We start from the raw sequence: 21,115 nt of genomic DNA on the forward strand, positions 1-21,115 counted from the left end.
TATGACCATTGAGGGACCGTTGAGCAACGTCTGCGTGGGCCCCGAGGCCACCGTGCGCCAGGCGTTGGAAGCAATCGACCGTGGCGCTTCGGCAATTGCGCTGGTCACGGACGACGGCCGCCTCCGCGGTGTCATCACCGACGGCGACATCCGCCGCGGCCTGCTCAGCGGGGCGCAGCTGGACTCCCCGGCGCTTAAATTCGCCAACGTCGAGCCGCACGTGGTCCGGCCGGAGGCCACCCGCGCCTCGGTGCTGGACCTGATGCGCAGCCTGCGGATCAGCGAGGTCCCCGTTGTGGACGACTCCGGCACGCTCGTCGGGCTGCACACCCTTAACGACATCGTCGGACGCAAGCGGCTGAGCAACATCGCAGTGATCATGGCCGGAGGCAAGGGAACCCGCCTGGGTGCCCTGACGAAGGACACCCCCAAGCCGCTCATGACCGTGGCCGACCGCACCATCATCGAGTGGATCATCCTCGGCCTGGTTGAGTCCGGCATTACCAACATCTACGTTTCCGTCGCCTACCTGGCGGAGAAGATCAAGGACCACCTCGGGGACGGCTCCCAGCTCGGCTGCAAGATCAGCTACCTTTACGAGGATCCCGCGACCCCGCTGAACACGGCCGGTGCGCTCGGACTCCTGCACCACGAGGTGCCAGACATTTCCGAGCCCGTCATCGTGACCAACGCTGACCTGATGGTGCGGTACTCCGCGGCGGACTTGCTGGCCTTCCACAGTTCCAGGAACGCTGCGGTAACAGTTGCTGCCCGGCCCTACACGCACCAGGTGCCCTTCGGTGTGCTCGAGATCGGCGAAGGCCGGTCCATCAGCTCGGTGGTGGAGAAACCGACCATCGAATTTGAAATCAGCACCGGGATCTACGCCGTTTCGCCCGAGGCCCTGGCGATGGTGCCCTACATGAAACCGTTCTCCATGCCCGACCTCGTCAAAGCCTGCATCGACGACACCAAAAACGTGGCCGCGTGGCCCATTGAGTCCGACTGGATCGACGTCGGAACTCCCAAAGACCTAGCAACAGCGAAAGGCCAGTGATAGCCGTGAACTACCAGGACATTAAAGGCAAGACAGTGGTCGTTACCGGCGCCGATGGCTTCATCGGCAGCCACGTCACCCAGCGCCTCATCGCCGAGGGCGCCAACGTGCGCGCCCTCTGCGTGTACAACTCCAACGGCTCCTACGGCTGGCTGGACGAGCTGAGCCCGGCAGAGCGTGACGCCGTGGACCTGCAGCTCGGCGACATCCGCGACTCGGAATTCGTCTCGGACCTGGTCAAGGGCTCCGACGTCGTCCTCCACCTTGCCGCGCTGATCGCCATCCCGTATTCCTACCAGGCGCCCCGCTCCTATGTGGAGACGAACGTCGTCGGAACCCTGAACGTGCTCGAAGGCGTGCGGCGCCACGGCGTCGGCCGCCTGGTCAACACCTCCACGTCCGAGGTCTACGGCACCCCCAAGACTGTCCCGATCACGGTCGACAACGAACTCCGCGGCCAGTCGCCGTACAGCGCAACGAAGATCGCCGCGGACAAGCTGTGCGAGGCCTGGGCCAGCTCCTTCGAGACGCCCGTGGTCGTCCTGCGCCCGTTCAACACCTACGGCCCCCGGCAGTCCGCCCGCGCGGTCATCCCCACCGTGCTCCAGCAGATGGTGGCCGGCGCCGAAAAGATCCACCTCGGATCGTTGACCCCGCGCCGCGACTTCACCTTTGTCTCGGACACCGCGGACGGCTTCTTCAAGGCTGCAACAGCTGACATCCCGCTGCAGGGCCAGGTCATTCAGCTCGGCACCGGCCACGACGTCACCATCGGTGAACTCGTGGAAATGTCCGCCAAGGTCACCGGCTCGACCGCCGAAATCATCACCCAGGACGAGCGCGTCCGGCCCGAGGCCAGCGAGGTCATGCGCCTCCTCTCGGACCCCTCCCAGGCCCTCGCGGAACTCGGCTGGGCACCCCAGGTCAGCCTCGAAGACGGTCTGCGCCAGACCGCCGAGTGGATCCAGGCCCGCGGCGTTGACGCGTCCGCAGCCGCGAAATACTCCCGCTAAACACCCGCCAGAAAGGCACACCGTGACGCGAGTCCCCCTAGCCATCCCCAACATCGGCGCCCGCGAGGCGGAGCTGATGAACGAAGCCATCAGTTCCGGTTTCGTCTCCTCCGTGGGGCGCTTCGTGAGCGAGTTCGAGACCCGCTTCGCCGAATACGTTGGCGCCAAGTACGCCGTGGCCTGCGCCTCGGGCACGGCCGCGCTGCATATCGCCATGCGACTGGCCGACATCCAGCCGGGGGACATGGTGGCCGTCTCGGACTTCACCTTTATGGCGAGCTCAAACGCGGCGTCGTACCAGTTCGCGGAACTGCTCCTGGTCGACTCCGACGCCGAGTCCTGGTGCATGGATGTCGACCTGCTCCGCAAGGAACTTGAGCGCCGGAAGGCGGCGGGGGAGAAGCTCCCGAAGGCCATCGAAATCGTGCACATCCTCGGCCAGCCTGCCGACGTCGCCGCTGTCGTGGAACTTGCCCGCGAATACGGGATCATTGTGATCGAGGACGCCGCCGAGGCGCTCGGCGCCACCTGGACGTCCGGCCCGCTGGCAGGCCGTCACGTGGGAACCGTCGGCGACATGGGCGCGTTCTCGTTCAACGGCAACAAGATCATGACCACCGGCGGGGGCGGCATGTTCACCACCGACGACGAGGAACTGGCGCGCCGCGCCAAGCACCTCTCGACCCAGGCCCGAATGCCCGACCGCGGCTACCTGCACGACGAGATCGGCTTCAACTACCGGCTGACCAACATCGCAGCCGCGCTCGGCGTCGCCCAGCTTGAACGCCTCGACGATTTCGTCGCCGCCAAGCGGGCCGTCGCCAAACGTTACAACGACGCGTTCGCCGGAACGGCCATCCAGACGCCGCCGACCCTCCCCGGACAGGAGTCGACGTACTGGCTGTACTCGATCCAGGTTCCGGCGGAGCGCGGGCCGGGTGCCCGCGATGAGCTCCAGGACTTCCTGGCCGAGGTGGACATCGAGTCCAGGTCGCTGTGGCGCCCCCTGCACATGCAGCCGCCACTGAAGAACGAGCCCTTGCTGGGCGGCGCCGTCGGCGAAGATCTCTTCGCCCGGGGCCTGTCCCTGCCGTGCTCGACCGAGCTTACGGAAGCCGATCAGAAGCGCGTAATCGACCGGGTCCACGAATGGCTTCAGCTCAACGGTGGATGATGTAGCCGGCAGCGCCGACCGCCCGGGGACAGCCGAGCCGGCTTCCCGGACGGGACGCAACTCGGTGCTTTACCTCGCCGGGGCCCTGATGCAGGGCCTCGGCGTGTTCCTCGTCCAGCCTTTTGCGCTCCATGTGCTCAACAGCGACGTCAAATGGCAGGAACTGTTCCTGTCCGTGTCGCTGATCCAGGTGGGCGTGGTCCTGGCTGCGGCCGGCCTTCCGCTGGCCATCACCAAGGCCTGGTTCGACCCGGACGGGCCCTCGAAGGCCCGATCCATCAGCGGACTGCTGACCGTGGGCGGAATCCTCGTCGGCGCCCTGGCCGCCGCCGTCTACTGGGCTGCGGCGGGCGCCGGTCATTCCACGAGCTTTGTCATTGCACTGGCGGCGATGGGACTGCAGTCCGCCGTGCTAGCGGCCCAGGCCATCCTCCGGGCCCAGGGCCGGGCGATCATGTTCGTCGTCTTGAGCCTGTGCTCGTCGATGGCGGCCTACGTCGGCGGGCTCGCCGCCATGCTGGTCTTCGGCGCGGAACCGGAAATCTTCATGGCCGGCTATGGGCTGCTGGTCCTGCTCAGTGCAGTGCTTTCTGTCGCCGTCGCCCGGCCCGCGCCGCCCTTTGCCCACCGGGGCGCCGCCAAAGAGGCTCTCGCGATCGGCCTGCCCGTCCTTCCCCATACCGGCGCGCTGATGCTGCTGACCCAGGGGGCGGCGTTCCTGCTGGCCCTCACGGCCGCCAATGGTGTCTCCGGTGACTACGGCAAGGTCCAGATTTTCGTACTCGGCACGGTGACGCTGCTCGGCGCCCTGAACAACGCCTGGGTCCCGGCACTGATGTCTGTGCGCGGCAACGCAAGGGTCGCCAGGATGCGCTCGACCATGACGACGGCGAGCCTGGCCGGGCTGGCGATCATCGTTGTCGCTGCCGCCGGAGCGAACCTCGTGACCCACGTGATGGCCGGCGGCAAGGAAAGCCTGATCCCGGTGGCGCAAATCATGCCTCTGATCGGGCTCGGCTACGTCCTGTACCTCAACGCCTCCACCCTCTTGTTCGCCGACAATGCCACCTGGTGGCTCTCGGTCGTCACCCCGACCGTCCTCGGCGTCGGCGTGCTGCTCGCGCTGTGGCCGGCGACGCACGGGGACCTCGTCGGCATGGCCGTGGCGTCCGTGGCAACGTTCTTCCTGCTGGGCTGCGCGTATTTCCTCGTTGCACGGCGGCGCGCCGCCGGTGGCTGGGCGCTCAAGGTCTATGGCGCCTGCTGCCTGGCCGCGGTGGCCTACGTGGCTGTCCTCCTGCTCCTGCCCCGGGATATCCTGACGGGCGTAATAACCGTCGCGGTAGTGGGTGCGGTAATGGCCGCGGCCGCCATCATCTGGCGGGCCCGTGCCCGCCGCGCCACCGCGGTAGCCCAGAGTCGAAAGGAACAGATCCTTGACTGACGCACCGCCAGTGGTGGAACGGACCGGAGCGCCGTCGGCCAAGCCTGCCCCCGGCCCCATCATCTTTTTCGACTTCGCCCGCGGGGTTTCCGCCCAGGCGGTGGTCCTGGGCCACGCGCTCAACATCTTTGTGCCCGGGATTTTCATGGTCCCCGGACAACGGGTGTTCTACATGCAGTCCTTCGCCGTGATCATCTTTTTTGTACTGTCCGGCTTCCTGATCACCAGCGCCGTCCTCAAGAAGAAGTCCCAGCCCGGCTTCACGTTCGGCTCGTACCTCATTGACCGGATCGCGCGGGTGGTCTATCCGCTCGTCCCGGCCCTGTTCCTGATCACCGTGTTCGACTTCCTCGTCCTCCACGGCTCGACGAAGTTGCCCTTCATTAGGATCGACCTCAGCCCGCAGACGATTGCCGGCAACTTCCTGCTGCTGTTCAACCACCCGATCCTCCAGGAACTGGCGCCCCGGCTGCGGATGCCGTGGATCAGCGTGGGTCCGGTCGGTTCGGGCGCCCCGCTCTGGTCAGTGGTGGCCGAGTGGTGGATCTACGTGGCGTTCGGCCTCCTGGCCTTCGCGGCCATCCGCCGGATGAAACTGGGCGTCGGCAGCGCCCTCCTGCTGGTGTTCGCCATTGCCGTTCCCGTTGGCTACATGGCGAAGGGCGGCTACGAGTCCCTCGCCTGGATCATCGGAATGCTCTATGCAATGGCTGCCGCGCAGCTGCGCAAGCTGCCGGCCTCGTTCCACGGGATGCTCGCCATCCTGGCGACGGCAGGGTTCCTGGTGTCCCTGTATTACGGCGGGCAAAACCTGCATGCGGCCAGCGCCATCGGCACCGCCTCCGTGGCATTTTGCCACCTGTACTTTTGGCTGTCCGGCCGCAAGGAGCGAGCCGCGGCGGCGCCGAACTTTGATGGTGCGCGGCCGGCTCCGGCGACCCAGTGGTTTAACAAGGCCAGCGTCTTCCTGTCCAGCTTCAGCTATTCGCTGTACCTGATCCACTTCTCGGTCATCACCTACCTCTGGTTCTACCTGCACGACCGCCTCAGTGCGTGGCAGCTGATTCCGCTGGCGCTCGTGGTCAGCAATGTGCTGGCCTACGGCTACTTCCTCCTGGTGGAACGGCACTTCCACAAGGTGGGCAAGGTCCTGAAAGCACGCCTGCTCAGGTAGGAACGGATGCGGCGGTAACAACCCGGGCGGCGGGCCGGATTGGATCTTCAACGAAGGTACTATTCGTGTGGGGGATTTCCAGGATCACCCTGAAGACTGATATCGGCTTGCTAGTTGTTTGGGGATCATGATCGTGACCGACCACGTTAGTGTCTGGAAATACCGGCTGCAACACGGCTCGGCGCATGCCGGCCTCGCGTTGTTGTTCATCCTGGCGGTCATGCTCATGGGGCCCGGCGTCGTCTGGGGCGACACTGTCCAGTACATCAGAATCGCCGACCAGCTGCAGGGCATCCCCTCGGACCAGGCGTGGCTGCACGCCTTCACGGAATTCTGCAAAAACCCGTCCGTGCCCTACAAGGGGACCCTCGAGAACTGCATCACCAAGACCGTTGCCGGCCGCGGCCCGGTGATCGGCTGGGTGGACCGGAACCCCCAGTACCAGGCCATCTTCACCCCAAGGGTGGGTTTCCCGCTCCTGTCGATTCCCTTCATGCGGCTCCTCGGCGAGCGTGAGGGCATGTGGCTGGTCGCCGTCGCCGGAACAGCCATCGCAGGGCTGCTTATGGCCCGGCTGGCACGGATGGCCGGGCTCAACCTGGTGCCGTCCCTCCTGGTCCAGGCCGCCTTCTACGCCCTGCCCGCCAGCATCCCGCACGGTGTCGCCCTGCTGGCGGAGGGTCCGACACTTGCCTCCGCCCTGGTCATGGCCATCGGCATGGCCCACGTACTGCGGGGCTCCCGGGGCCGGGGGACGGCCCTGCTGGTGCTCGGGCTGGGATTGGTGTTTTTCTTCAAGTACTCCTCCGCCGTGCTGCTATGCCTGAGTTTCCTGCTGGTCTGCGTCGGCCTGTTGATCTTCAAGACCTACCGCCGCTACAGCCAGATACGCCTGGGCATCGTCATCGCCACCGTCTTGATCGTGACCTCGCTGGCCGTCAACGGACTGTTTGGCTTCCCGGGCCTCAACGAGAGCCTGCAGGACACCTTCACCGACCACTTCCGGCACCCGCCGGTGGACGATCCGTTCAGCCTGCTGATCGTGCTGGAGGGGGACTTCCTGTGGCGGTTCCTGATGGATCTCCCGGCCAACGCTGCGTATCTCCTTGTCTTCGTTGTGGGTGTGTGGGGATACGTGCGCGCCATGCGCGAGAAACTGTTGCCGCCGGCCGGCTGGGCTGGAGTGGCGCTGTCCCTCTACGGAATCCTCAGCGTCGTCGGACACCCGGTTTACACGCAGGCAGAGCGCCTGGGCTCCAGCCTCTGGGTCGGCGTCGCCATTGGCATAGGCTTGCTGGCCAGGTCGGTGACTGATCGGGTCCGGCAACGGAAGAGGTCACCTCAGCACCTGGCGGGGAGCGGAAGCCCGATCTAGCCCGGGCGCCCTGCCGCCAAGATGGAAATGGCCGGGTGAAAGTCCAATGACTTTCGCCCGGCCATTCCCGTCGACTCTGGGATCTTCGCCTAGAAGTAGGCCATCTTGACGCCGGACGCGGTCCAGGTCATTGTCCCTCCCTGGAAACGAACTGTCTTGTACCCGGCGTAGGAGATTGCGGCCTGCGTGGGGTAACCGAGCTTGCCCATCTGCCAGCCGGCCACGCGCCACTGGCTCATGTATGGTTCGTTCACGGCGTGGGCGCCGCTCGCCGCCGTCCAGTAGATGTTGCCCCCGCTGAAGGGCTGGTAGCAGCCGCTTCCGTAAAGTCCGCAGACCACCGAACCCTTCGGGTAGCCGATTCCGCGCTGCCAGGCTGCTTCACCCCACCCCTTCCAGTAGGCGCCGGTGACGGCGTGGGCTCCGGTGGCGGCGCTCCAATAGATGTTGCCGCCGGTGAAGGGCTGGTAGCAGCCGCCGTTGTAGAGTCCGCAGCTGACGGTCCCCGTGGGGTAGCCGATCTTCGGCTGGAATCCGGCGCGCTGCCAGCCCTTCCAGTACTCGCCGGTGACGGCGTGGGCTCCGGTCGCGGAGCTCCAGTAGATGGTGCCGCCGGCAAACGTCTGGTAGCACCCGCCGCCGTACTGCCCGCAAACGGCCTCGTTGGTGGGGTAGCCGATGGTTGTTTGGAAGCGGACCTCTTTCCAGCCATTCCAGAAGGCTCCGGTCACCGCGTGGGCTCCCGTGGCGGAGGACTGGTAAATGTTGCCGTTGCCGAAGGACTGGTAGCAGCCGCCGCCATAAAGCCCGCAGGTGACGTCGTTGGTGGGGTAGCCGATCTTGGTCTGCCAGCCGGCCCGCCCCCACGCCGCCCAGAAGTCGCCGGTCACGGCATGGGCGCCGGTGGCGGCGGACCAGTAGATGTTGCCGCGGGTGAATTCCTGGTAGCAGCCGCCGCCGTACAGCCCGCAGTTCTCGTTGGACTTGGGGTACCCGATGCCGTCTTGCCAGCCTGCTGCTTTCCAGGCGGCCATGTAGGAATTCTTCACGACAAACGTCCCCACGCCGGGGGTGTTGTAGGCGTTGCCGCCCTGGAAGGTCTGGTGGCACGTGGTTGTGGTGGTGGGGCACGTGGCGTCGCTGGTGGCGTAGCCGATTCCTGTCTGCCATCCGGCTTTGCCCCAGGCAGTCCAGTAGGCCCCGGTGACCGGATGCGCCCCCGTCGCGGAGGTCCAGTAGATGTTGCCGTTGGTGAAGGCGCGGTAGCAGCCGTTGCCCACGAGCCCGCAGCTCTCCGAGGTCGTTTTGGCTGCACCCAGCGGCCCCGTTGCACCGCCGGTGGCCACCCATTTGGCGTCGATTGCACCGTTGGAGCCGACAGTTCCGCGGGCGAATGACTGCAGCTGGGCCGTGGAACCGTTCCAGACGTTCGAGTCCCCGGCAAACGGTCCGGTGCTGCTGAACTGCCAGATGCTGTAGGTGGACCAGCTCGCGGGGATCGGACCGGCGTCGTTGGAGGCCGAGACCGGGTAGGAGGCCAGCCAGAGCGGGTTGTCGCCGAAGCCGAGGGGGTTTCCGACGCAGTCCTTCCACCAGTAGTTGCCGGTGTAGATGACCGGGAGCCGACCCGTCAGCGACTTCATGGTGTTGCTGAAGTCCTTTGCCCAGGCGGTCAGGGCCGCGCGGGACATGTCATAGCAGGCGTTGCCCTGGTAGTAACCGTTGATGGTCTGGCCCGCGTAGGGGTTGCCCTCGAAGTCGAGCACCGGCGGCATGGTGTAACCGTCGTTGGACCAGCCCCCGCCGTTTTGCACGAAGATCCTTGCCTGGTCCGCCCCGGACGACGCAGCCGGGTTGGCGAAGTGGTAGGCGCCCCGGATCATGCCGACGGCCCGCGATCCGCTGTACTGGGTGGAGAAGATCGGGTTCGTGTAGTAGTTCCCCTCGGTTGCCTTGATGTAGACGAACCGGGCACCCAGGTTCCACTGCTGCTGCCAGTTAATCGAGGGCTGGTGCTGGCTGACATCCATGCCCTTGATGCCGAACGTCGGCGTCCAGGTGCCCTCAGTCGCCAGCGCCTGGGTGGTGGCCTTGTCCCCGGTGGCCGCGGCGGCGGAACGTCCGGCCTCGCCCATTTCCGCTCCGCCCGAGCGGGTGGCCGCCGTCATGGCGGCACGGTAGGCCTCGGATGTCCGGTCGACGGCCACCGGCGCGGTGCTCGGAGACGGCGACGGTGTTGCCGAGGACGAGGGCGACGGAGCGGCCGGGGCAGGTGTTGGGGAGGCGGGCGGGGCCGGCGTGCTCGCCGTGGGCGCCGGTGTCGCCGTTGTGGTTGTCACGGGTGCGGGTTCGACGGCGGCGGCGGGCGGCACCAGTCCCGGGACCGCAAGCAGGGAGGCGGCCAGAAGCACGGCTCCGATCCGGCTGCCGAGTAGGCTCAGGGGTGGAAGTTGGGTCCGTTTCATTTGCCGCTCCGGAACAACACGCTCATGGCAGTGTCATAGTGATCCCACGCCCGGGTGCCATGCAGGAGGCAGCTGTCCGGGATGTGAGAATGTCTGACTTGTCGCGCCCACCCTAACACCGCCGCCAAGCGTGAACCAGAGTGCCTCGTGTTACTAGTGAGGCAATTGTTATGAATCGGGGAATCTGTTTTCCACATAGATCCGGCCGCGCCCTTGTCCGTCGGCCCGGGCGCCTCTAGCTTTAACCCAGTTGCACTGCCCCAGGGGGATGGGTAGCGGTCATGTTGGGGGCACCGTGGAAGCTGTGCGCATCGTCGAGGACGAAGTCCGTGAGTTGATCCGTCGCCGCGGCCTTGATCCGCTGCGGCAAAGCGGGGAAGTCCGCCGCCTCGTGGAGGAGGCGATCAGCGACTACGACGAGCGCGCGCTGCTCGCACCGCTTCCGCCCATCGGCCCGCAGGAGCAGGCCCGGAGATTTGTCTTCGACGCTGTGGCGGGATTCGGGGCGCTGCAGCCGTTGCTCGACGATCCGGCCATCGAAGAGATCTGGCTCAACGCCCCGGATGAGATTTTCGTCGCGCGCAACGGTGAATCCGAGCTGACCTCCATCGCCCTGACGGACCAGCAGGTGCGCAACCTGGTGGAGCGGATGCTGAAGAGCTCCGGGCGGCGGCTGGATATTTCCTCCCCGTTTGTGGACGCGGCCCTGCCGGACGGCTCGCGGCTCCACGTCGTCATCCCCGACGTGACCCGGCGGCACTGGGCGGTCAATATCCGCAAATTCGTGGTCAAAGCCAGCCGGCTCGAACACCTCGTGGACCTGGGCACCCTCACCCCGCAGTCGGCCCGCTTCCTCGGCGCCGCCGTGGCAAGCGGGCTCAACATCCTGGTTTCCGGCGCGACCCAGGCCGGAAAAACCACCATGCTCAATTGCCTGGCCGCGAGCATCGGCACGCGCGAGCGGGTGGTCACGGTGGAGGAAATCTTTGAACTCCAGTTCCCGCTGCGCGACGTCGTCGGACTGCAGTGCCGGCAGCCCAACCTGGAGGGCGAAGGCGAGATCCCCATGCGCCGGCTCGTCAAGGAGGCCCTCCGGATGAGGCCGGACCGGCTCGTGGTCGGCGAGGTCCGCGAGGCCGAAAGCCTGGACATGCTCATTGCCTTGAATTCCGGCATGCCGGGAATGTGCACGATCCACGCAAATTCGGCCCATGATGCGGTGACAAAGATCTGCACGCTGCCGTTGCTGGCCGGGGACAACATCTCAAGTGCCTTCGTCGTCCCGACCGTGGCGTCCTGCATCGACCTGGTGGTCCACTGCAGCCGGCAACCGGGTGGCCGGCGGCAAGTCACGGAAATCCTTTCGCTGGGGCGCAGGGTGGAGAACGGCATCATCGAGTCGTCCATGGTGTTCGACATGCTCGACGGCAAGCTGCAACCGCAGGCGAATTCCATGCCCGCTGCCGAGAAGTTCGCCCGCTCCGGGTTCGACGTCGCGGCGCTGCTGGAGCCGCGCTGATGGCGCCGCTGCTGGGGGTGCTCGGGGGAGCCGGACTGCTGCTGGTCTGGTGGTCAGCCTGGGAACAACCCCACCGAGCCAGGCGCCGGCCCCGGGTCAGCCGGCTGGAGGACCTCCTGCGATCCGCCGGCATCGAAAAGGTCAGCCGGCTGGGCCTACTCGCGACGTGTCTCGGCGTCGGTGCTTTCGTGACCCTCGTGTTCTTCGCGGGCACCAGGTCATGGCCGATTTCCGGCTGCTTCGGGCTGTTCGGGGGCTGGCTCCCGCTGGGCATCGTCAAATGGCGCGCCCGCAAACGCACGGCCGTACTCCGCGAGCTGTGGCCCGACGTCGTCGACCATCTGCGCTCGGCCATCCGGGCGGGCTTGTCGTTGCCGGAGGCACTTATTCAACTGGGCGAGAAGGGGCCGTCCGAGCTGCGGCAGTTGTTCCGCGACTTCGGCGCGGATTACCGGTCCGGCGGCCAGTTCGACCCCGCCCTGGACCGGCTGAAGGAGAGACTTGCTGATCCCGTTGCTGACCGGATCGTTGAGGCACTGCGACTGACGCGCGAGGTAGGCGGATCGGACCTCGGACGCCTGCTGGGCACGCTCGCCGAATTCCTGCGGGAAACCGCCCGGACCCGCAGCGAGCTGGAAGCCCGGCAATCCTGGACGGTGAACGCCGCCCGCCTCGCCGTGGCCGCTCCATGGATTGTCCTCGTGCTGATGGCGGGCCGGCCCGAGGCCGTGGCGGCCTACAACTCGCCCGTCGGCACAGTGGTTCTGGTCGGCGGCCTGCTGGTCTCGTTGTTCTCCTACACCGTCATGCTGCGAATCGGTGCCCTCCCGCAGGACGAGCGGGTACTCCGGTGAACGGGATGATGGCGAGCGCGGTGGTCTGCGGCGCAGTACTGGGTGCAGGCCTCTGGCTGTTCCTGGTGCGGCTTCCGTTCATGCGGCCCATGACCTTCGCGGAGCGCATCGGGCCGCAGCTGAGATCCCACAACCTGGAATCCCGGCTGCTGCGCACGGCTGCCGGCAACGTCACGCCGTTTGGCCCGCTCGAACGGATCCTGCGCCCGGTGATCCGGGACGGGGTCCGAGCGCTGGGCAGGCTGAACCCGGGTTCATCGGCGCTCAACCGTAGGCTCGCCCGGGCCGGCAGCAGCAAATCGTCGGTGGATTTCCGCGCGGAGCAGTTGCTCTGGGCCGCCGGCGGCTTCGTGGGGGCGGCGGGAATCGTGCTGCTGGGAGGAGCAATGGGTCGTTTCAATCCGCTCTTCGCCGTGCTGATCGTCGTCGGCGCCGGCCTGGCCGGGTTCCTCTTCCGCGACTATGTGCTGGGGGCGCAGGTCAAGAAGCGCGAGGCCCGGATGATGGCGGAGTTCCCCAGCGTGGCCGAACTTATGGCCCTGGCGGTCAGTGCTGGCGAGAGCGCCACCGGCGCCCTGGACCGGGTAGGCCGCCGAACGCAGGGCGAGCTGTCAAAGGAGTTCTCCCGGGTCCTGGCCGATACCCGGGCCGGGAAGCCATTGGCGGATGCCCTGCAGGAGTTCTCGTCACGAACCGAGCTGGGCCCGCTGGTCCGGTTCGTGGACGGCCTGATCGTCGCGGTGGAACGCGGGACACCCCTGGCGGAAGTCCTGCGCGCCCAGGCCCAGGACGTGCGCGACACCGCCAAACGCGAACTGATGGAGTCCGCCGGCCGGAAGGAGATCGGCATGATGGTTCCGCTCGTCTTCGGCGTGTTGCCACTGACCGTGGTGTTCGCCGTCTTCCCGGGGCTGGCGGCCATCAGCCTGGGGCTCTGAGCAAGACCTCTGAGCAAGACATGGAGAGGTCGTACGCAGTAAGCAGTAGGGCAGTAACCGCATCGGAACAGGGGCAAGCAGCGCAGCTCGACTGCGACATTCAAAACACAAAGGGGAAACGGTGAAGAGTATTGGTATCCGCACGTTGTTACTGGCTCACACGGCGGCCATACTGCTGTGGCTTTCCGCGGCCGCAGGAAGACAGCCAGGAATCCAGCCGAGCAAACAGCCAGGCAAACACCCCGGCCGGCAGAGCGGGCGGGCGCACGGTAGCCGGGATCTCGGGGAGCGCGGGGATGTCCCAGGCTGGGTAATGATCACCCTGATGTCGGCCGTGCTGGTCGCCGCACTGCTGGCGCTCGCAGGCCCCGCGCTGGAGGGGCTCTTCAACCAGGCCATGCAAAAAGTCGGGCAGTAGGCGGTGTATGCAGCCGGCGGCCGCGGCCCCGCCGACCAGTGTGTCGGCCCCGCCGACCAGTGTGTCGGTCCCGCCCTCCAGTGTGCCGGCCCCGCCCTCCAGTGTGCCGGCCCCGCCATCCAGGACGCCGCCGGTCCCGCCGGCCGGGAACGCGGCTCAGCCGTAGTCGACTTCGTCCTGGTCGGCGGACTGCTCACGCTGTTCTTCTTGGGCATCATCCAGCTAGCCCTCGTCCTGCACGTCCGGAATACCCTGATCGATGCCGCGGCTTCGGGCGCCCGGTACGGCACCCTGGCGGACCGCGGCGCCGCCGACGCCAAGGAACGCACCACGCAACTGATCGGGGTGGCGCTCACGCCGGAGTTCGCCCGGGACGTCAGCACCGCGGAGACCACCTACGCCGGCATCCGCACACTGGAGGTAACTGTCCGCGCACCGCTTCCTGTCATCGGCTTGATCGGCCCCCGCGAACTACTGGAGGTGAAAGGCCATGCCGCCATCCAGCCCTAGCGACGATGCCGAGCGGGGGAGCGCCGTCATCGAATTCACCTTCCTGTCCCTCTTGTTGATGGTGCCGGTGGTCTACTTCATCATCACGATCGGCCAGCTCCAGGGCGGCTCCTTCGCGGTGGTCGGCGCAGCGGACCAGGCAGCCAAGGTCTACGTTGCCCAGCCCGACGCCGCGAGCGGCCGGGCCGCCGCGGAACAAGCCGTGCAGCTGGCGCTCGCCGACTACGGCCAGCCGGCGGAAAACGCGAGCCTGGAAACCAGCTGCGTTCCCGCCGACTGCACCGCTGCCGGATCCGCCGTCACCGTCACCGTGCGACTCACGGTGCCGCTGCCGTTCGTGCCGTTCAGCGACACCCTGAGGCTCGACGCCGGCCGGCTCAGTGCCTCCGCCACGCAGATCGTTGGGCGGTTCCGGTGACCACCCGCCCGGCCGTCGGGCCGGCGGGACGCCAGGACGGTGAGGACGGCCAGTTGATGGTGTTGATCATCGGCTATGTACTGCTTGCCCTGCTGGTCACCACTGTGGTCGCGGCTGCGTTCAGCGTTTACATCGAACACAAGAAACTGCTGTCGCTGGCGGACGGGGCCTCCGTGGCGGCCGCGGACAGCTTCACCCTGGGGCAGCTGCAAAGCTCCTCCGGAAGCCCCACCGCAGTCCTCAGCGGCAGCCGGGTGCGCAGCACCGCCGCCGACTACCTGAACCGCAACGGCGCCTTCGCCAGGTTCAGCGGCCTGGCCGTCGGCCCCGCGACGGGCAGTCCCGACGGGTCCACCGCCGTCGTGGTCCTCAGCGCCGCCGTCCACCCGCCCATCGTGAACTTCCTGGCCCCGGACGGCATCCGGATCGAGGCGACGTCGACGGCGCGGTCCCGGCTGACGCGCTGACCGCACGCAAGCCCCGGGCCCGGGCGAGGCTCCCGGGCGCGGCCACCGGGCCGGGGCGTCCGCGGCGGATAGCGTAGGCTTGAAAAACCATGGCAAACATTGATTTTCCCGCAGAAATCCGCGCGCTGCGCGCCACCTACGCCTCGATCGAGAACGTTTCGAACGTCGATGCGCTGAAGGAAGACATCGCCGAACTGAGCGAGCGCGCCGGCGAGCCGAACCTTTGGGACGACCCCGCGGCCGCGCAGGTCATCACCTCCAAGCTCTCGCACAAGCAGTCCGAACTGGAGCGGCTGAACAAGCTGGCCGCCCGGATCGACGACCTGGAAGTCCTCGTGGAACTGGGCCAGGACGAGGACGACGCCGCCTCGATGGGGGAGGCCGCCGCGGAACTCGAATCGATCCGCAAGGCCCTCAAGGACCTTGAGGTGGTCACGCTGCTCTCCGGCGAGTTCGACGAACGCGAAGCCGTGGTCACCATCCGCGCGGGTGCCGGCGGCGTGGACGCCGCGGACTTCGCCGAGATGCTGCTGCGGATGTACCTGCGCTGGGCCGAGCGCCACGGCTACCCGACCACCATCATGGACACCTCTTACGCCGAAGAAGCCGGGCTGAAGTCCGCCACCTTCGAGGTCAAGGCGCCCTACGCCTACGGCACGCTGAGCGTCGAGGCGGGCACCCACCGGCTGGTCCGGATCAGCCCCTTCGACAACCAGGGCCGGCGCCAGACGTCCTTTGCCGCCGTCGAAGTCATCCCGCTGATCGAGCAGACCGACTCCATCGACATCCCGGACAACGAGATCCGCGTCGACGTCTTCCGCTCCTCCGGCCCGGGCGGCCAGTCGGTCAACACCACGGACTCCGCCGTCCGCCTGACCCACATCCCCACCGGCACCGTGGTGTCCATGCAAAACGAGAAGTCGCAGCTGCAGAACCGCGCGGCGGCGCTGCGGGTGCTGCAGTCCCGCCTGCTGCTGCTCAAGAAGGAGCAGGAAAACGCCGAGAAGAAGGCATTCGCCGGCGACGTAAAGGCCTCCTGGGGCGACCAGATGCGCTCCTACGTGCTCAACCCGTATCAGATGGTCAAGGACCTCCGCACCGAGCACGAGGTGGGCAACACCTCGGCGGTGTTCGACGGCGAGATCGACGACTTCATCGACGCCGGCATCCGCTGGCGGACCGACAACCGCAACGCCGAAGACTAGCAAGGCGCCCCGGCGGCCCGTGCCATAACCGGCCCGCCGGGCCCAAATCCCGCGACACGCCCCCTTGCTCCGGCCCCTGTGCTGTTACCCGTGCGTATAGTCGAGGGGCCGGTGCCCTACTTCCCCCAAAAGAAAGCCCGCGCCCCGGCAGCAGAACTGGTCTGAAAGATGCCCGGCTCCTGCAGGGTATTAGGGCCATGATCCGTTTCGAAAATGTCACCAAGGTCTACGACCAGAACGCGCGACCGGCGCTGGATTCGATCAACCTTGAGATCGACCGTGGCGAGTTCGCCTTCCTCGTGGGTGCCTCCGGCTCCGGCAAATCGACCTTCCTGCGCCTGGTGCTGAAAGAGGACCGCGCCTCCTCAGGGGCCGTCTACGTCGCAGGCCAGAACGTGGCGAAGATTTCCAGCTGGCGGGTGCCGCGGCTGCGCCGGGGGATCGGCGTCGTCTTCCAGGACTTCCGCCTGCTGCCCCAAAAAACCGTGTTCGCCAACGTTGCCTTCGCCATGCAGGTCATCGGCCGGAGCCGCAGCGTCATCCGCGAAACCGTCCCCGAAGTCCTCAAGACCGTCGGCCTCGAAGGCAAGGAAAACCGGTTGCCCCACGAACTGTCCGGCGGTGAGCAGCAGCGCGTGGCGATTGCCCGCGCCGTCGTCAACCGTCCCGGCATCCTGCTGGCGGACGAGCCCACCGGCAACCTCGACCCGACAACCTCCATGGGCATCATGGGCGTCCTCGACAAGATCAACCAGAACGGCACCACCGTGGTGATGGCCACCCACGACGACGACATCGTCAACGAGATGCGCAAACGCGTAGTGGAACTGCGCAACGGGGTCGTGATCCGTGACGAGGCCCGGGCCCTGTACACCTCGATGATCCCGGTAGTGGGACAATCCCGCCGGCTGCGGGACGCGAGCGGCCGCGAGCCGTCCGACGTCGGCGCCGCCAACGGCGAGGCCCAGCACGCAGGGGAGGGCAAGCTGTGAGACTCGCTTTTATCCTGGCCGAGATCGGCAGCGGCCTGCGCCGGAACCTGTCCATGGTGGTCTCCGTCATCCTGGTGACCTTCGTATCCCTGACTTTCGTGGGTGCCGCCGGCATGCTGCAGCTTCAGATCAACCAGATGAAGGGGTACTGGTACGACAAGGTCCAGGTCGCCGTCTTCCTCTGCAGCGACGGTTCGACGGCGCCAGGCTGCGCCTCCGGCCCGGCGACGCCGGAGCAGCAGGCCAACCTGCGCAAGCTGCTGCAGTCCCCGTCCGTGGCCCAGTACGTTAACGATTTCCAGTTTGAATCGAAGGACGAGGCCTACAAGCACTTCAAGGAGCAGTTCTCCAACTCGCCGATCGTTGACTCGGTCACCCCGGACCAGCTCCCGGCCTCCTTCCGGATCAACCTGAAGGATCCGGAAAAGTATGAGGTCATCAGCGAGAACTTCTCCTCGCAGGCCGGTGTGGAGTCCGTCATCGACCAGCGGCAGCTGCTGGAACGGCTCTTCTCCGCGATGAACGCCGCCTCCCTGGTGGCGGTCAGCGTGGCCGGTGTGATGATTGTCTGCGCCATCCTGCTGATAGCCACCACCATCCGGCTCTCCGCCTTCAGCCGCCGCCGGGAAACCGGGATCATGCGCCTCGTGGGCGCGTCGAAGATGGTGATCCAGCTGCCCTTCATCCTGGAGGGCGTGATCGCGGCCGTGATTGGCGCGGCCCTCGCCTCCGGCACGCTGTGGGCCGTCGCCCACTTCTTCCTCGGCGGGGTCCTGTCCAAACAGTATCCGGACACTGCCTTCATTTCCCCGGCCCAGACGCTGCTCCTGGCGCCGGCCCTGATCGGCCTTGGTGTGCTGCTGGCCGGCACCTCATCTCTCCTGACCCTCCGCCGCTACCTGAGGGTCTAGCTTTGCGCAACGAAGAGGAATGCTCATGAAACCGATGGTCCGACGCACCGATCCGGCCCGCCGTACCCTCCGCCGCGGCCGCCTGATCAGCGCCGCCGTGGTGCTCGTCCTCGCGGCCAACCTGGGCGCTTCGACCCCGGTGGCGTTCGCCGACACCCTCGAAGACCAGCAGACTGCGCTCAGGGCTGAGGCCGAGCGGGTCCAGCATTCGTTGGAGTTCGTGGACGCACGCATCGCCAAAGCGGCAGGCGACCTGGTGCTCTACCAGGGCCAGCTTCCCGGTGCCCAGCAGGCGTTGCTTGATGCCCAGGGCCGTGTGGCCGGTGCGGTCAAGGAGGTTGAAGCCCTCGCTGCCCGCGTGGACCTGGCCCAGCAGAACAAAGCCAAAATCACCCAGCAGCTAGCGAATGACCAGAAGAAGATCACCGACACCCGCAAGCTGATCGGGCAGATTGCCACCCAGGCTTACAAGTCCGGCGGCGTGCCGTCCAACCTCTCGCTCTTCTTTGGCTCGAACAACGGCAGCCTGACCGACACCATCGACCTGGCGGACCAGGCGCTGCGCAGCCAGAACACCGCGATGGACAAGTTGACCCAGCAGAACGCCACGAACGTCAACTCCCAGGCGCGACTGCAGGCGGTGGAAGCCGAAATCGCGGACCTCAAGGCCAAGGCTGACGCGGCGCTGGTCCGGGAGCAGGCGGCACGCGACGAGGCGGCGGCCAAAAAGGCCACGGTGGACAAGCTGATCTCCGACACCACCCGGCTGAACAAACAGCTGCAGGCAGCCAAGCCCGCCATCCAGGGCCAGCTCGCGCAGGTCAAAGCCCGGCAGGACGCCGTCGCGGCCGAAATCGTCGAACGCGACCGGAAGCTGCGCGAGGCCTGGGAAGCTGAACAGCGCCGGATCGCGGCGGCCCGCGCCGCTGCGGCCGCCGCGGCGGCCCGGGCCCAGGGCCAGGTCGCGCCCCGGCCGGCGCCTTACGTCCCGGCCCCGCCGGGACCGGTGTCGGCCTTCGGCCTGCGCAGCCCGTTCAACGGCGTCCCGATCACCTCGGGTTTCGGCTGGCGCGCGACGCCGCCGGGCACCATCGACTTCTACGGCCAGGGCGGCTACATGCACACCGGCATCGACTTCGGCGCCGCTTGCGGCACCCCGGTCTACGCCCCGGCGGCCGGCACGGTCTTCTCGGCGGGGTGGGGGAACGACGGCGGCGGCAACCACGTGAAAATCTCGCACGGCGTTGTGCAGGGCAACTCGCTGACCACGATCTTCTACCACAACACCTCTGTGGTGGTCTCTGACGGCCAGCAGGTCAGCCAGGGTCAGCTGATCGCATACTCCGGGACCACCGGCAACTCCACCGGCTGCCACTCGCACTTCGAGACCTGGGTCAACGGCCAGGCAGTCGACCCGATGGGCCTGCTCTAAACTGGAACTGACCCGATCCATCGACTAAGGAGTTTTACCGTGCCTAAAGAAAGTGGCCGGAAGGTAGTGGCCACCAACCGCAAGGCCCGGCACGACTACCACATCATGGATACCTATGAGGCCGGTATCGCGCTCATGGGCACCGAAGTGAAGTCCCTCCGCGAGGGCCATGCCTCCATGGTTGACGGCTTCTGCACCTTCTACAACGACGAGCTGTGGATGGAGGGCATCCACATCCCCGAGTACCACCAGGGGAGCTGGACCAATCATGCCGCGCGCCGGCGTCGCAAGCTGCTGCTGCACCGCGACGAGCTGACCAAAATCTCGCACAAGATCCGCGAATCCGGCTTCACAATCGTGCCGCTGCAGCTGTACTTCGTGGACGGCCGCGCGAAGGTGGAGATCGGCGTCGCCCGGGGCAAGAAGGAATACGACAAGCGCCAGACGCTGCGCGAGCAGCAGGACAAGCGTGAGGCCCTGCGCGTGATGCGCGAGCGGAACAGGCGCTAGGCAAGGTGCACCAAACCCGCGGGAATGAATCCGGCGGGCCTTGCGTTATGATTGGTAGTCCGGGAAGGAACCGGCTGAACCCGCGAAGGCGGATCGGCGGGAACCTGACCGGTTTGATAAAAAAATACGGGGATGATCGGTTTCGACGATGTTAGTCGCGACAGGTGAAGCGGGCCGAGGATGCAGAATTATCTCGTAAACGCTGTCTGCAAACCAATAAGTGCCGAATCAAAACGCACTGACTTCGCTCTCGCTGCCTAAGCAGTAAGACAGTCCGTCAGCCCGAGGTTGCTATTGCCCCGGATCCTGGCGTCATTTAGATAGCCACTGCTGTTTACCTCCGTCATCGGGGTGAACGGGACTCTTTGATGACTGGGCCCGGATCAGCCAGCTGTTTGCAGCATGGCTGGGGCCGAGAAAATCCGACGCAAACTGCGCCCGGAGAAGCCCTGACAACACGACATCGGACGGGGGTTCAATTCCCCCCATCTCCACATAGGGAGCGCCGGCAACGGAGCTCCACCCCGTAGCAAAAGGCCGGAAGCATCAGCTTCCGGCCTTTTTGTTGTGCTCGACTTTGTTGTGCTGGACGGCGGGTTAGCGCTTCTTGATGTGCGCCACCGGATCGGTGTGCTCGTCCGCGATGTGCTTGGCCTTCTTCTCGGCCCGTTTTTCCTTGATGGTTTTGACCGGCTTCTTCGTAAGGTGCCGGTGCGGCGACTTGTCAGGCATTTGCGCGCTCCCTAAAGGCGGGGGGCCCGGGATGAGCCCGTGCTTTTAAGGCTACGCCTCGGGCACCGCGACGTCCACGATGCCGATGAAGCGGCTGCCGACGCCCTCATATTCGCTGCGGACCAGCCCGGCCTCCAGGGCGGGCAGCTCGCGCGGGGCATGGTGGGCGCAGCAGACGAAGCTGAACTCCGGCCACCACTTTTTGGGCCGGGCCGTTTCGGAGAAGCCGCACACGGCACAGGTCAGCTGGACCCAGACCGGGCGTTTGCCCGTCCGGTTGGCCCTCGACTGGAGGAGCCAGGCCGGCGGGCTGTCCAGCAGGGCGCCGAGTTCGGCCTCGGACAGGCGGGACGGAATGCCGTGACGGTGTGCCATTTCCAGCGGAATATCAAGGACCTGGGCAGCTTCACGTCTCGTAACCATCCTTCAACTTTACGGGATCCGGGCACACCGGCAGTCAGCCGGCCGCCGGTGCTAGGCTCATCCCAAACCCGGTGCCCGCCGTCC

General features: G+C 66.4%; 21 protein-coding genes and 1 other RNA gene. 19 read left to right on the plus strand and 3 right to left on the minus strand.

Annotated features, from left to right (window positions below):
• The first annotated feature begins 1 nt into the window (after position 1).
• From AB4Y91_RS04330 to AB4Y91_RS04355, 6 genes are all read left to right on the plus strand, one after another.
• On the plus strand, positions 2-1,057 hold the full coding sequence (locus AB4Y91_RS04330; protein WP_441417286.1) for a sugar phosphate nucleotidyltransferase: 1,056 nt from the start codon (positions 2-4) through the stop codon (positions 1,055-1,057).
• 5 nt (positions 1,058-1,062) lie between these two features.
• Positions 1,063-2,070, plus strand: coding sequence for an SDR family NAD(P)-dependent oxidoreductase (locus AB4Y91_RS04335; protein WP_441417287.1), 1,008 nt, complete (start codon positions 1,063-1,065; stop codon positions 2,068-2,070).
• A gap of 22 nt (positions 2,071-2,092) precedes the next feature.
• Positions 2,093-3,244 (plus strand): aminotransferase class I/II-fold pyridoxal phosphate-dependent enzyme, encoded by a 1,152-nt coding sequence (locus AB4Y91_RS04340; protein WP_441417288.1) that lies wholly within the window; start codon positions 2,093-2,095, stop codon positions 3,242-3,244.
• Entirely contained in the window at positions 3,237-4,688 is a 1,452-nt protein-coding gene (locus AB4Y91_RS04345; protein WP_441417289.1) for a hypothetical protein, read from the plus strand. The genes AB4Y91_RS04340 and AB4Y91_RS04345 overlap by 8 nt, the downstream gene beginning before the upstream one ends.
• Positions 4,681-5,862 carry an acyltransferase family protein gene (locus tag AB4Y91_RS04350; RefSeq protein WP_441417290.1) on the plus strand — a complete coding sequence of 394 codons (1,182 nt, stop codon included), beginning with the start codon at positions 4,681-4,683 and terminating at the stop codon, positions 5,860-5,862. The genes AB4Y91_RS04345 and AB4Y91_RS04350 overlap by 8 nt, the downstream gene beginning before the upstream one ends.
• A gap of 133 nt (positions 5,863-5,995) precedes the next feature.
• Positions 5,996-7,237, plus strand: a complete 1,242-nt coding sequence (locus AB4Y91_RS04355; protein WP_441417291.1) for a hypothetical protein — start codon at positions 5,996-5,998, stop codon at positions 7,235-7,237.
• Between the two features lie 89 nt (positions 7,238-7,326).
• Here AB4Y91_RS04355 and AB4Y91_RS04360 read toward each other — a convergent pair whose 3' ends face one another.
• Positions 7,327-9,702 (minus strand): GH25 family lysozyme, encoded by a 2,376-nt coding sequence (locus tag AB4Y91_RS04360; protein WP_441417292.1) that lies wholly within the window; start codon positions 9,700-9,702, stop codon positions 7,327-7,329.
• 295 nt (positions 9,703-9,997) lie between these two features.
• Here AB4Y91_RS04360 and AB4Y91_RS04365 point away from each other — a divergent pair, with 295 nt between their 5' ends.
• The 13 genes from AB4Y91_RS04365 to ssrA all read left to right on the plus strand — a co-directional run bounded on the left by AB4Y91_RS04365 (position 9,998) and on the right by ssrA (position 20,373).
• On the plus strand, positions 9,998-11,221 hold the full coding sequence (locus tag AB4Y91_RS04365; RefSeq protein ID WP_441417293.1) for a CpaF family protein: 1,224 nt from the start codon (positions 9,998-10,000) through the stop codon (positions 11,219-11,221).
• Positions 11,221-12,075 (plus strand): type II secretion system F family protein, encoded by an 855-nt coding sequence (locus tag AB4Y91_RS04370; protein ID WP_441417294.1) that lies wholly within the window; start codon positions 11,221-11,223, stop codon positions 12,073-12,075. Before AB4Y91_RS04365 ends, AB4Y91_RS04370 begins: the two co-directional genes overlap by 1 nt.
• Positions 12,076-12,080: 5 nt before the next feature.
• The gene (locus AB4Y91_RS04375) at positions 12,081-13,013 is read left to right on the plus strand and encodes a type II secretion system F family protein (RefSeq protein WP_441417853.1); all 933 of its coding nucleotides are present in this window, start codon (positions 12,081-12,083) and stop codon (positions 13,011-13,013) included.
• Positions 13,014-13,182: 169 nt separating this feature from the next.
• The gene (locus tag AB4Y91_RS04380; RefSeq protein WP_441417854.1) at positions 13,183-13,431 is read left to right on the plus strand and encodes a hypothetical protein; all 249 of its coding nucleotides are present in this window, start codon (positions 13,183-13,185) and stop codon (positions 13,429-13,431) included.
• Between the two features lie 117 nt (positions 13,432-13,548).
• Positions 13,549-13,941 carry a TadE family protein gene (locus AB4Y91_RS04385; protein ID WP_441417855.1) on the plus strand — a complete coding sequence of 131 codons (393 nt, stop codon included), beginning with the start codon at positions 13,549-13,551 and terminating at the stop codon, positions 13,939-13,941.
• Positions 13,922-14,359: a hypothetical protein gene (locus AB4Y91_RS04390; RefSeq protein ID WP_441417295.1), complete on the plus strand. Its 438-nt coding sequence runs from the start codon at positions 13,922-13,924 to the stop codon at positions 14,357-14,359. Before AB4Y91_RS04385 ends, AB4Y91_RS04390 begins: the two co-directional genes overlap by 20 nt.
• A 56-nt stretch (positions 14,360-14,415) precedes the next feature.
• On the plus strand, positions 14,416-14,826 hold the full coding sequence (locus AB4Y91_RS04395) for a hypothetical protein (protein ID WP_441417856.1): 411 nt from the start codon (positions 14,416-14,418) through the stop codon (positions 14,824-14,826).
• An 89-nt stretch (positions 14,827-14,915) separates the two neighbouring features.
• Positions 14,916-16,031 (plus strand): peptide chain release factor 2, encoded by a 1,116-nt coding sequence (gene prfB, locus AB4Y91_RS04400; RefSeq protein WP_441417296.1) that lies wholly within the window; start codon positions 14,916-14,918, stop codon positions 16,029-16,031.
• 197 nt (positions 16,032-16,228) lie between these two features.
• Positions 16,229-17,023 carry a cell division ATP-binding protein FtsE gene (gene ftsE, locus AB4Y91_RS04405; protein WP_441417297.1) on the plus strand — a complete coding sequence of 265 codons (795 nt, stop codon included), beginning with the start codon at positions 16,229-16,231 and terminating at the stop codon, positions 17,021-17,023.
• Positions 17,020-17,934, plus strand: coding sequence for a permease-like cell division protein FtsX (ftsX, locus tag AB4Y91_RS04410; RefSeq protein WP_441417298.1), 915 nt, complete (start codon positions 17,020-17,022; stop codon positions 17,932-17,934). Before ftsE ends, ftsX begins: the two co-directional genes overlap by 4 nt.
• A gap of 25 nt (positions 17,935-17,959) precedes the next feature.
• Positions 17,960-19,366 (plus strand): peptidoglycan DD-metalloendopeptidase family protein, encoded by a 1,407-nt coding sequence (locus tag AB4Y91_RS04415; RefSeq protein WP_441417299.1) that lies wholly within the window; start codon positions 17,960-17,962, stop codon positions 19,364-19,366.
• A 39-nt stretch (positions 19,367-19,405) separates the two neighbouring features.
• The gene (smpB, locus tag AB4Y91_RS04420; RefSeq protein ID WP_441417300.1) at positions 19,406-19,876 is read left to right on the plus strand and encodes an SsrA-binding protein SmpB; all 471 of its coding nucleotides are present in this window, start codon (positions 19,406-19,408) and stop codon (positions 19,874-19,876) included.
• A gap of 128 nt (positions 19,877-20,004) precedes the next feature.
• Positions 20,005-20,373, plus strand: a transfer-messenger RNA (tmRNA) gene (gene ssrA, locus AB4Y91_RS04425).
• 100 nt (positions 20,374-20,473) lie between these two features.
• Here the strand turns inward: ssrA and AB4Y91_RS04430 are convergent.
• Entirely contained in the window at positions 20,474-20,608 is a 135-nt protein-coding gene (locus AB4Y91_RS04430) for a hypothetical protein (protein ID WP_441417301.1), read from the minus strand.
• 51 nt (positions 20,609-20,659) lie between these two features.
• Positions 20,660-21,031 carry a hypothetical protein gene (locus tag AB4Y91_RS04435; RefSeq protein ID WP_441417302.1) on the minus strand — a complete coding sequence of 124 codons (372 nt, stop codon included), beginning with the start codon at positions 21,029-21,031 and terminating at the stop codon, positions 20,660-20,662.
• Between the last annotated feature and the right edge of the window lie 84 nt (positions 21,032-21,115).

Origin of the sequence: Arthrobacter sp. YAF16 (assembly GCF_052113385.1) — a bacterium.
Classification (GTDB): Bacteria; Actinomycetota; Actinomycetes; order Actinomycetales; family Micrococcaceae; genus Arthrobacter.

Bases quoted from the DNA above. Each gene is read 5' to 3' on its own strand.
- AB4Y91_RS04330 (WP_441417286.1), top strand. From the start codon at position 2: ATGACCATTGAGGGACCGTTGAGCAACGTCTGCGTGGGCCCCGAGGCC.
- AB4Y91_RS04415 (WP_441417299.1), top strand. From the start codon at position 17,960: ATGAAACCGATGGTCCGACGCACCGATCCGGCCCGCCGTACCCTCCGC.
- AB4Y91_RS04435 (WP_441417302.1), bottom strand. From the start codon at position 21,031: ATGGTTACGAGACGTGAAGCTGCCCAGGTCCTTGATATTCCGCTGGAA.
- AB4Y91_RS04360 (WP_441417292.1), bottom strand. From the start codon at position 9,702: ATGAAACGGACCCAACTTCCACCCCTGAGCCTACTCGGCAGCCGGATC.
- AB4Y91_RS04430 (WP_441417301.1), bottom strand. From the start codon at position 20,608: ATGCCTGACAAGTCGCCGCACCGGCACCTTACGAAGAAGCCGGTCAAA.
- AB4Y91_RS04395 (WP_441417856.1), top strand. From the start codon at position 14,416: ATGGTGTTGATCATCGGCTATGTACTGCTTGCCCTGCTGGTCACCACT.
- prfB (WP_441417296.1), top strand. From the start codon at position 14,916: ATGGCAAACATTGATTTTCCCGCAGAAATCCGCGCGCTGCGCGCCACC.
- AB4Y91_RS04370 (WP_441417294.1), top strand. From the start codon at position 11,221: ATGGCGCCGCTGCTGGGGGTGCTCGGGGGAGCCGGACTGCTGCTGGTC.
- AB4Y91_RS04390 (WP_441417295.1), top strand. From the start codon at position 13,922: ATGCCGCCATCCAGCCCTAGCGACGATGCCGAGCGGGGGAGCGCCGTC.
- AB4Y91_RS04375 (WP_441417853.1), top strand. From the start codon at position 12,081: ATGATGGCGAGCGCGGTGGTCTGCGGCGCAGTACTGGGTGCAGGCCTC.
- ftsE (WP_441417297.1), top strand. From the start codon at position 16,229: ATGATCCGTTTCGAAAATGTCACCAAGGTCTACGACCAGAACGCGCGA.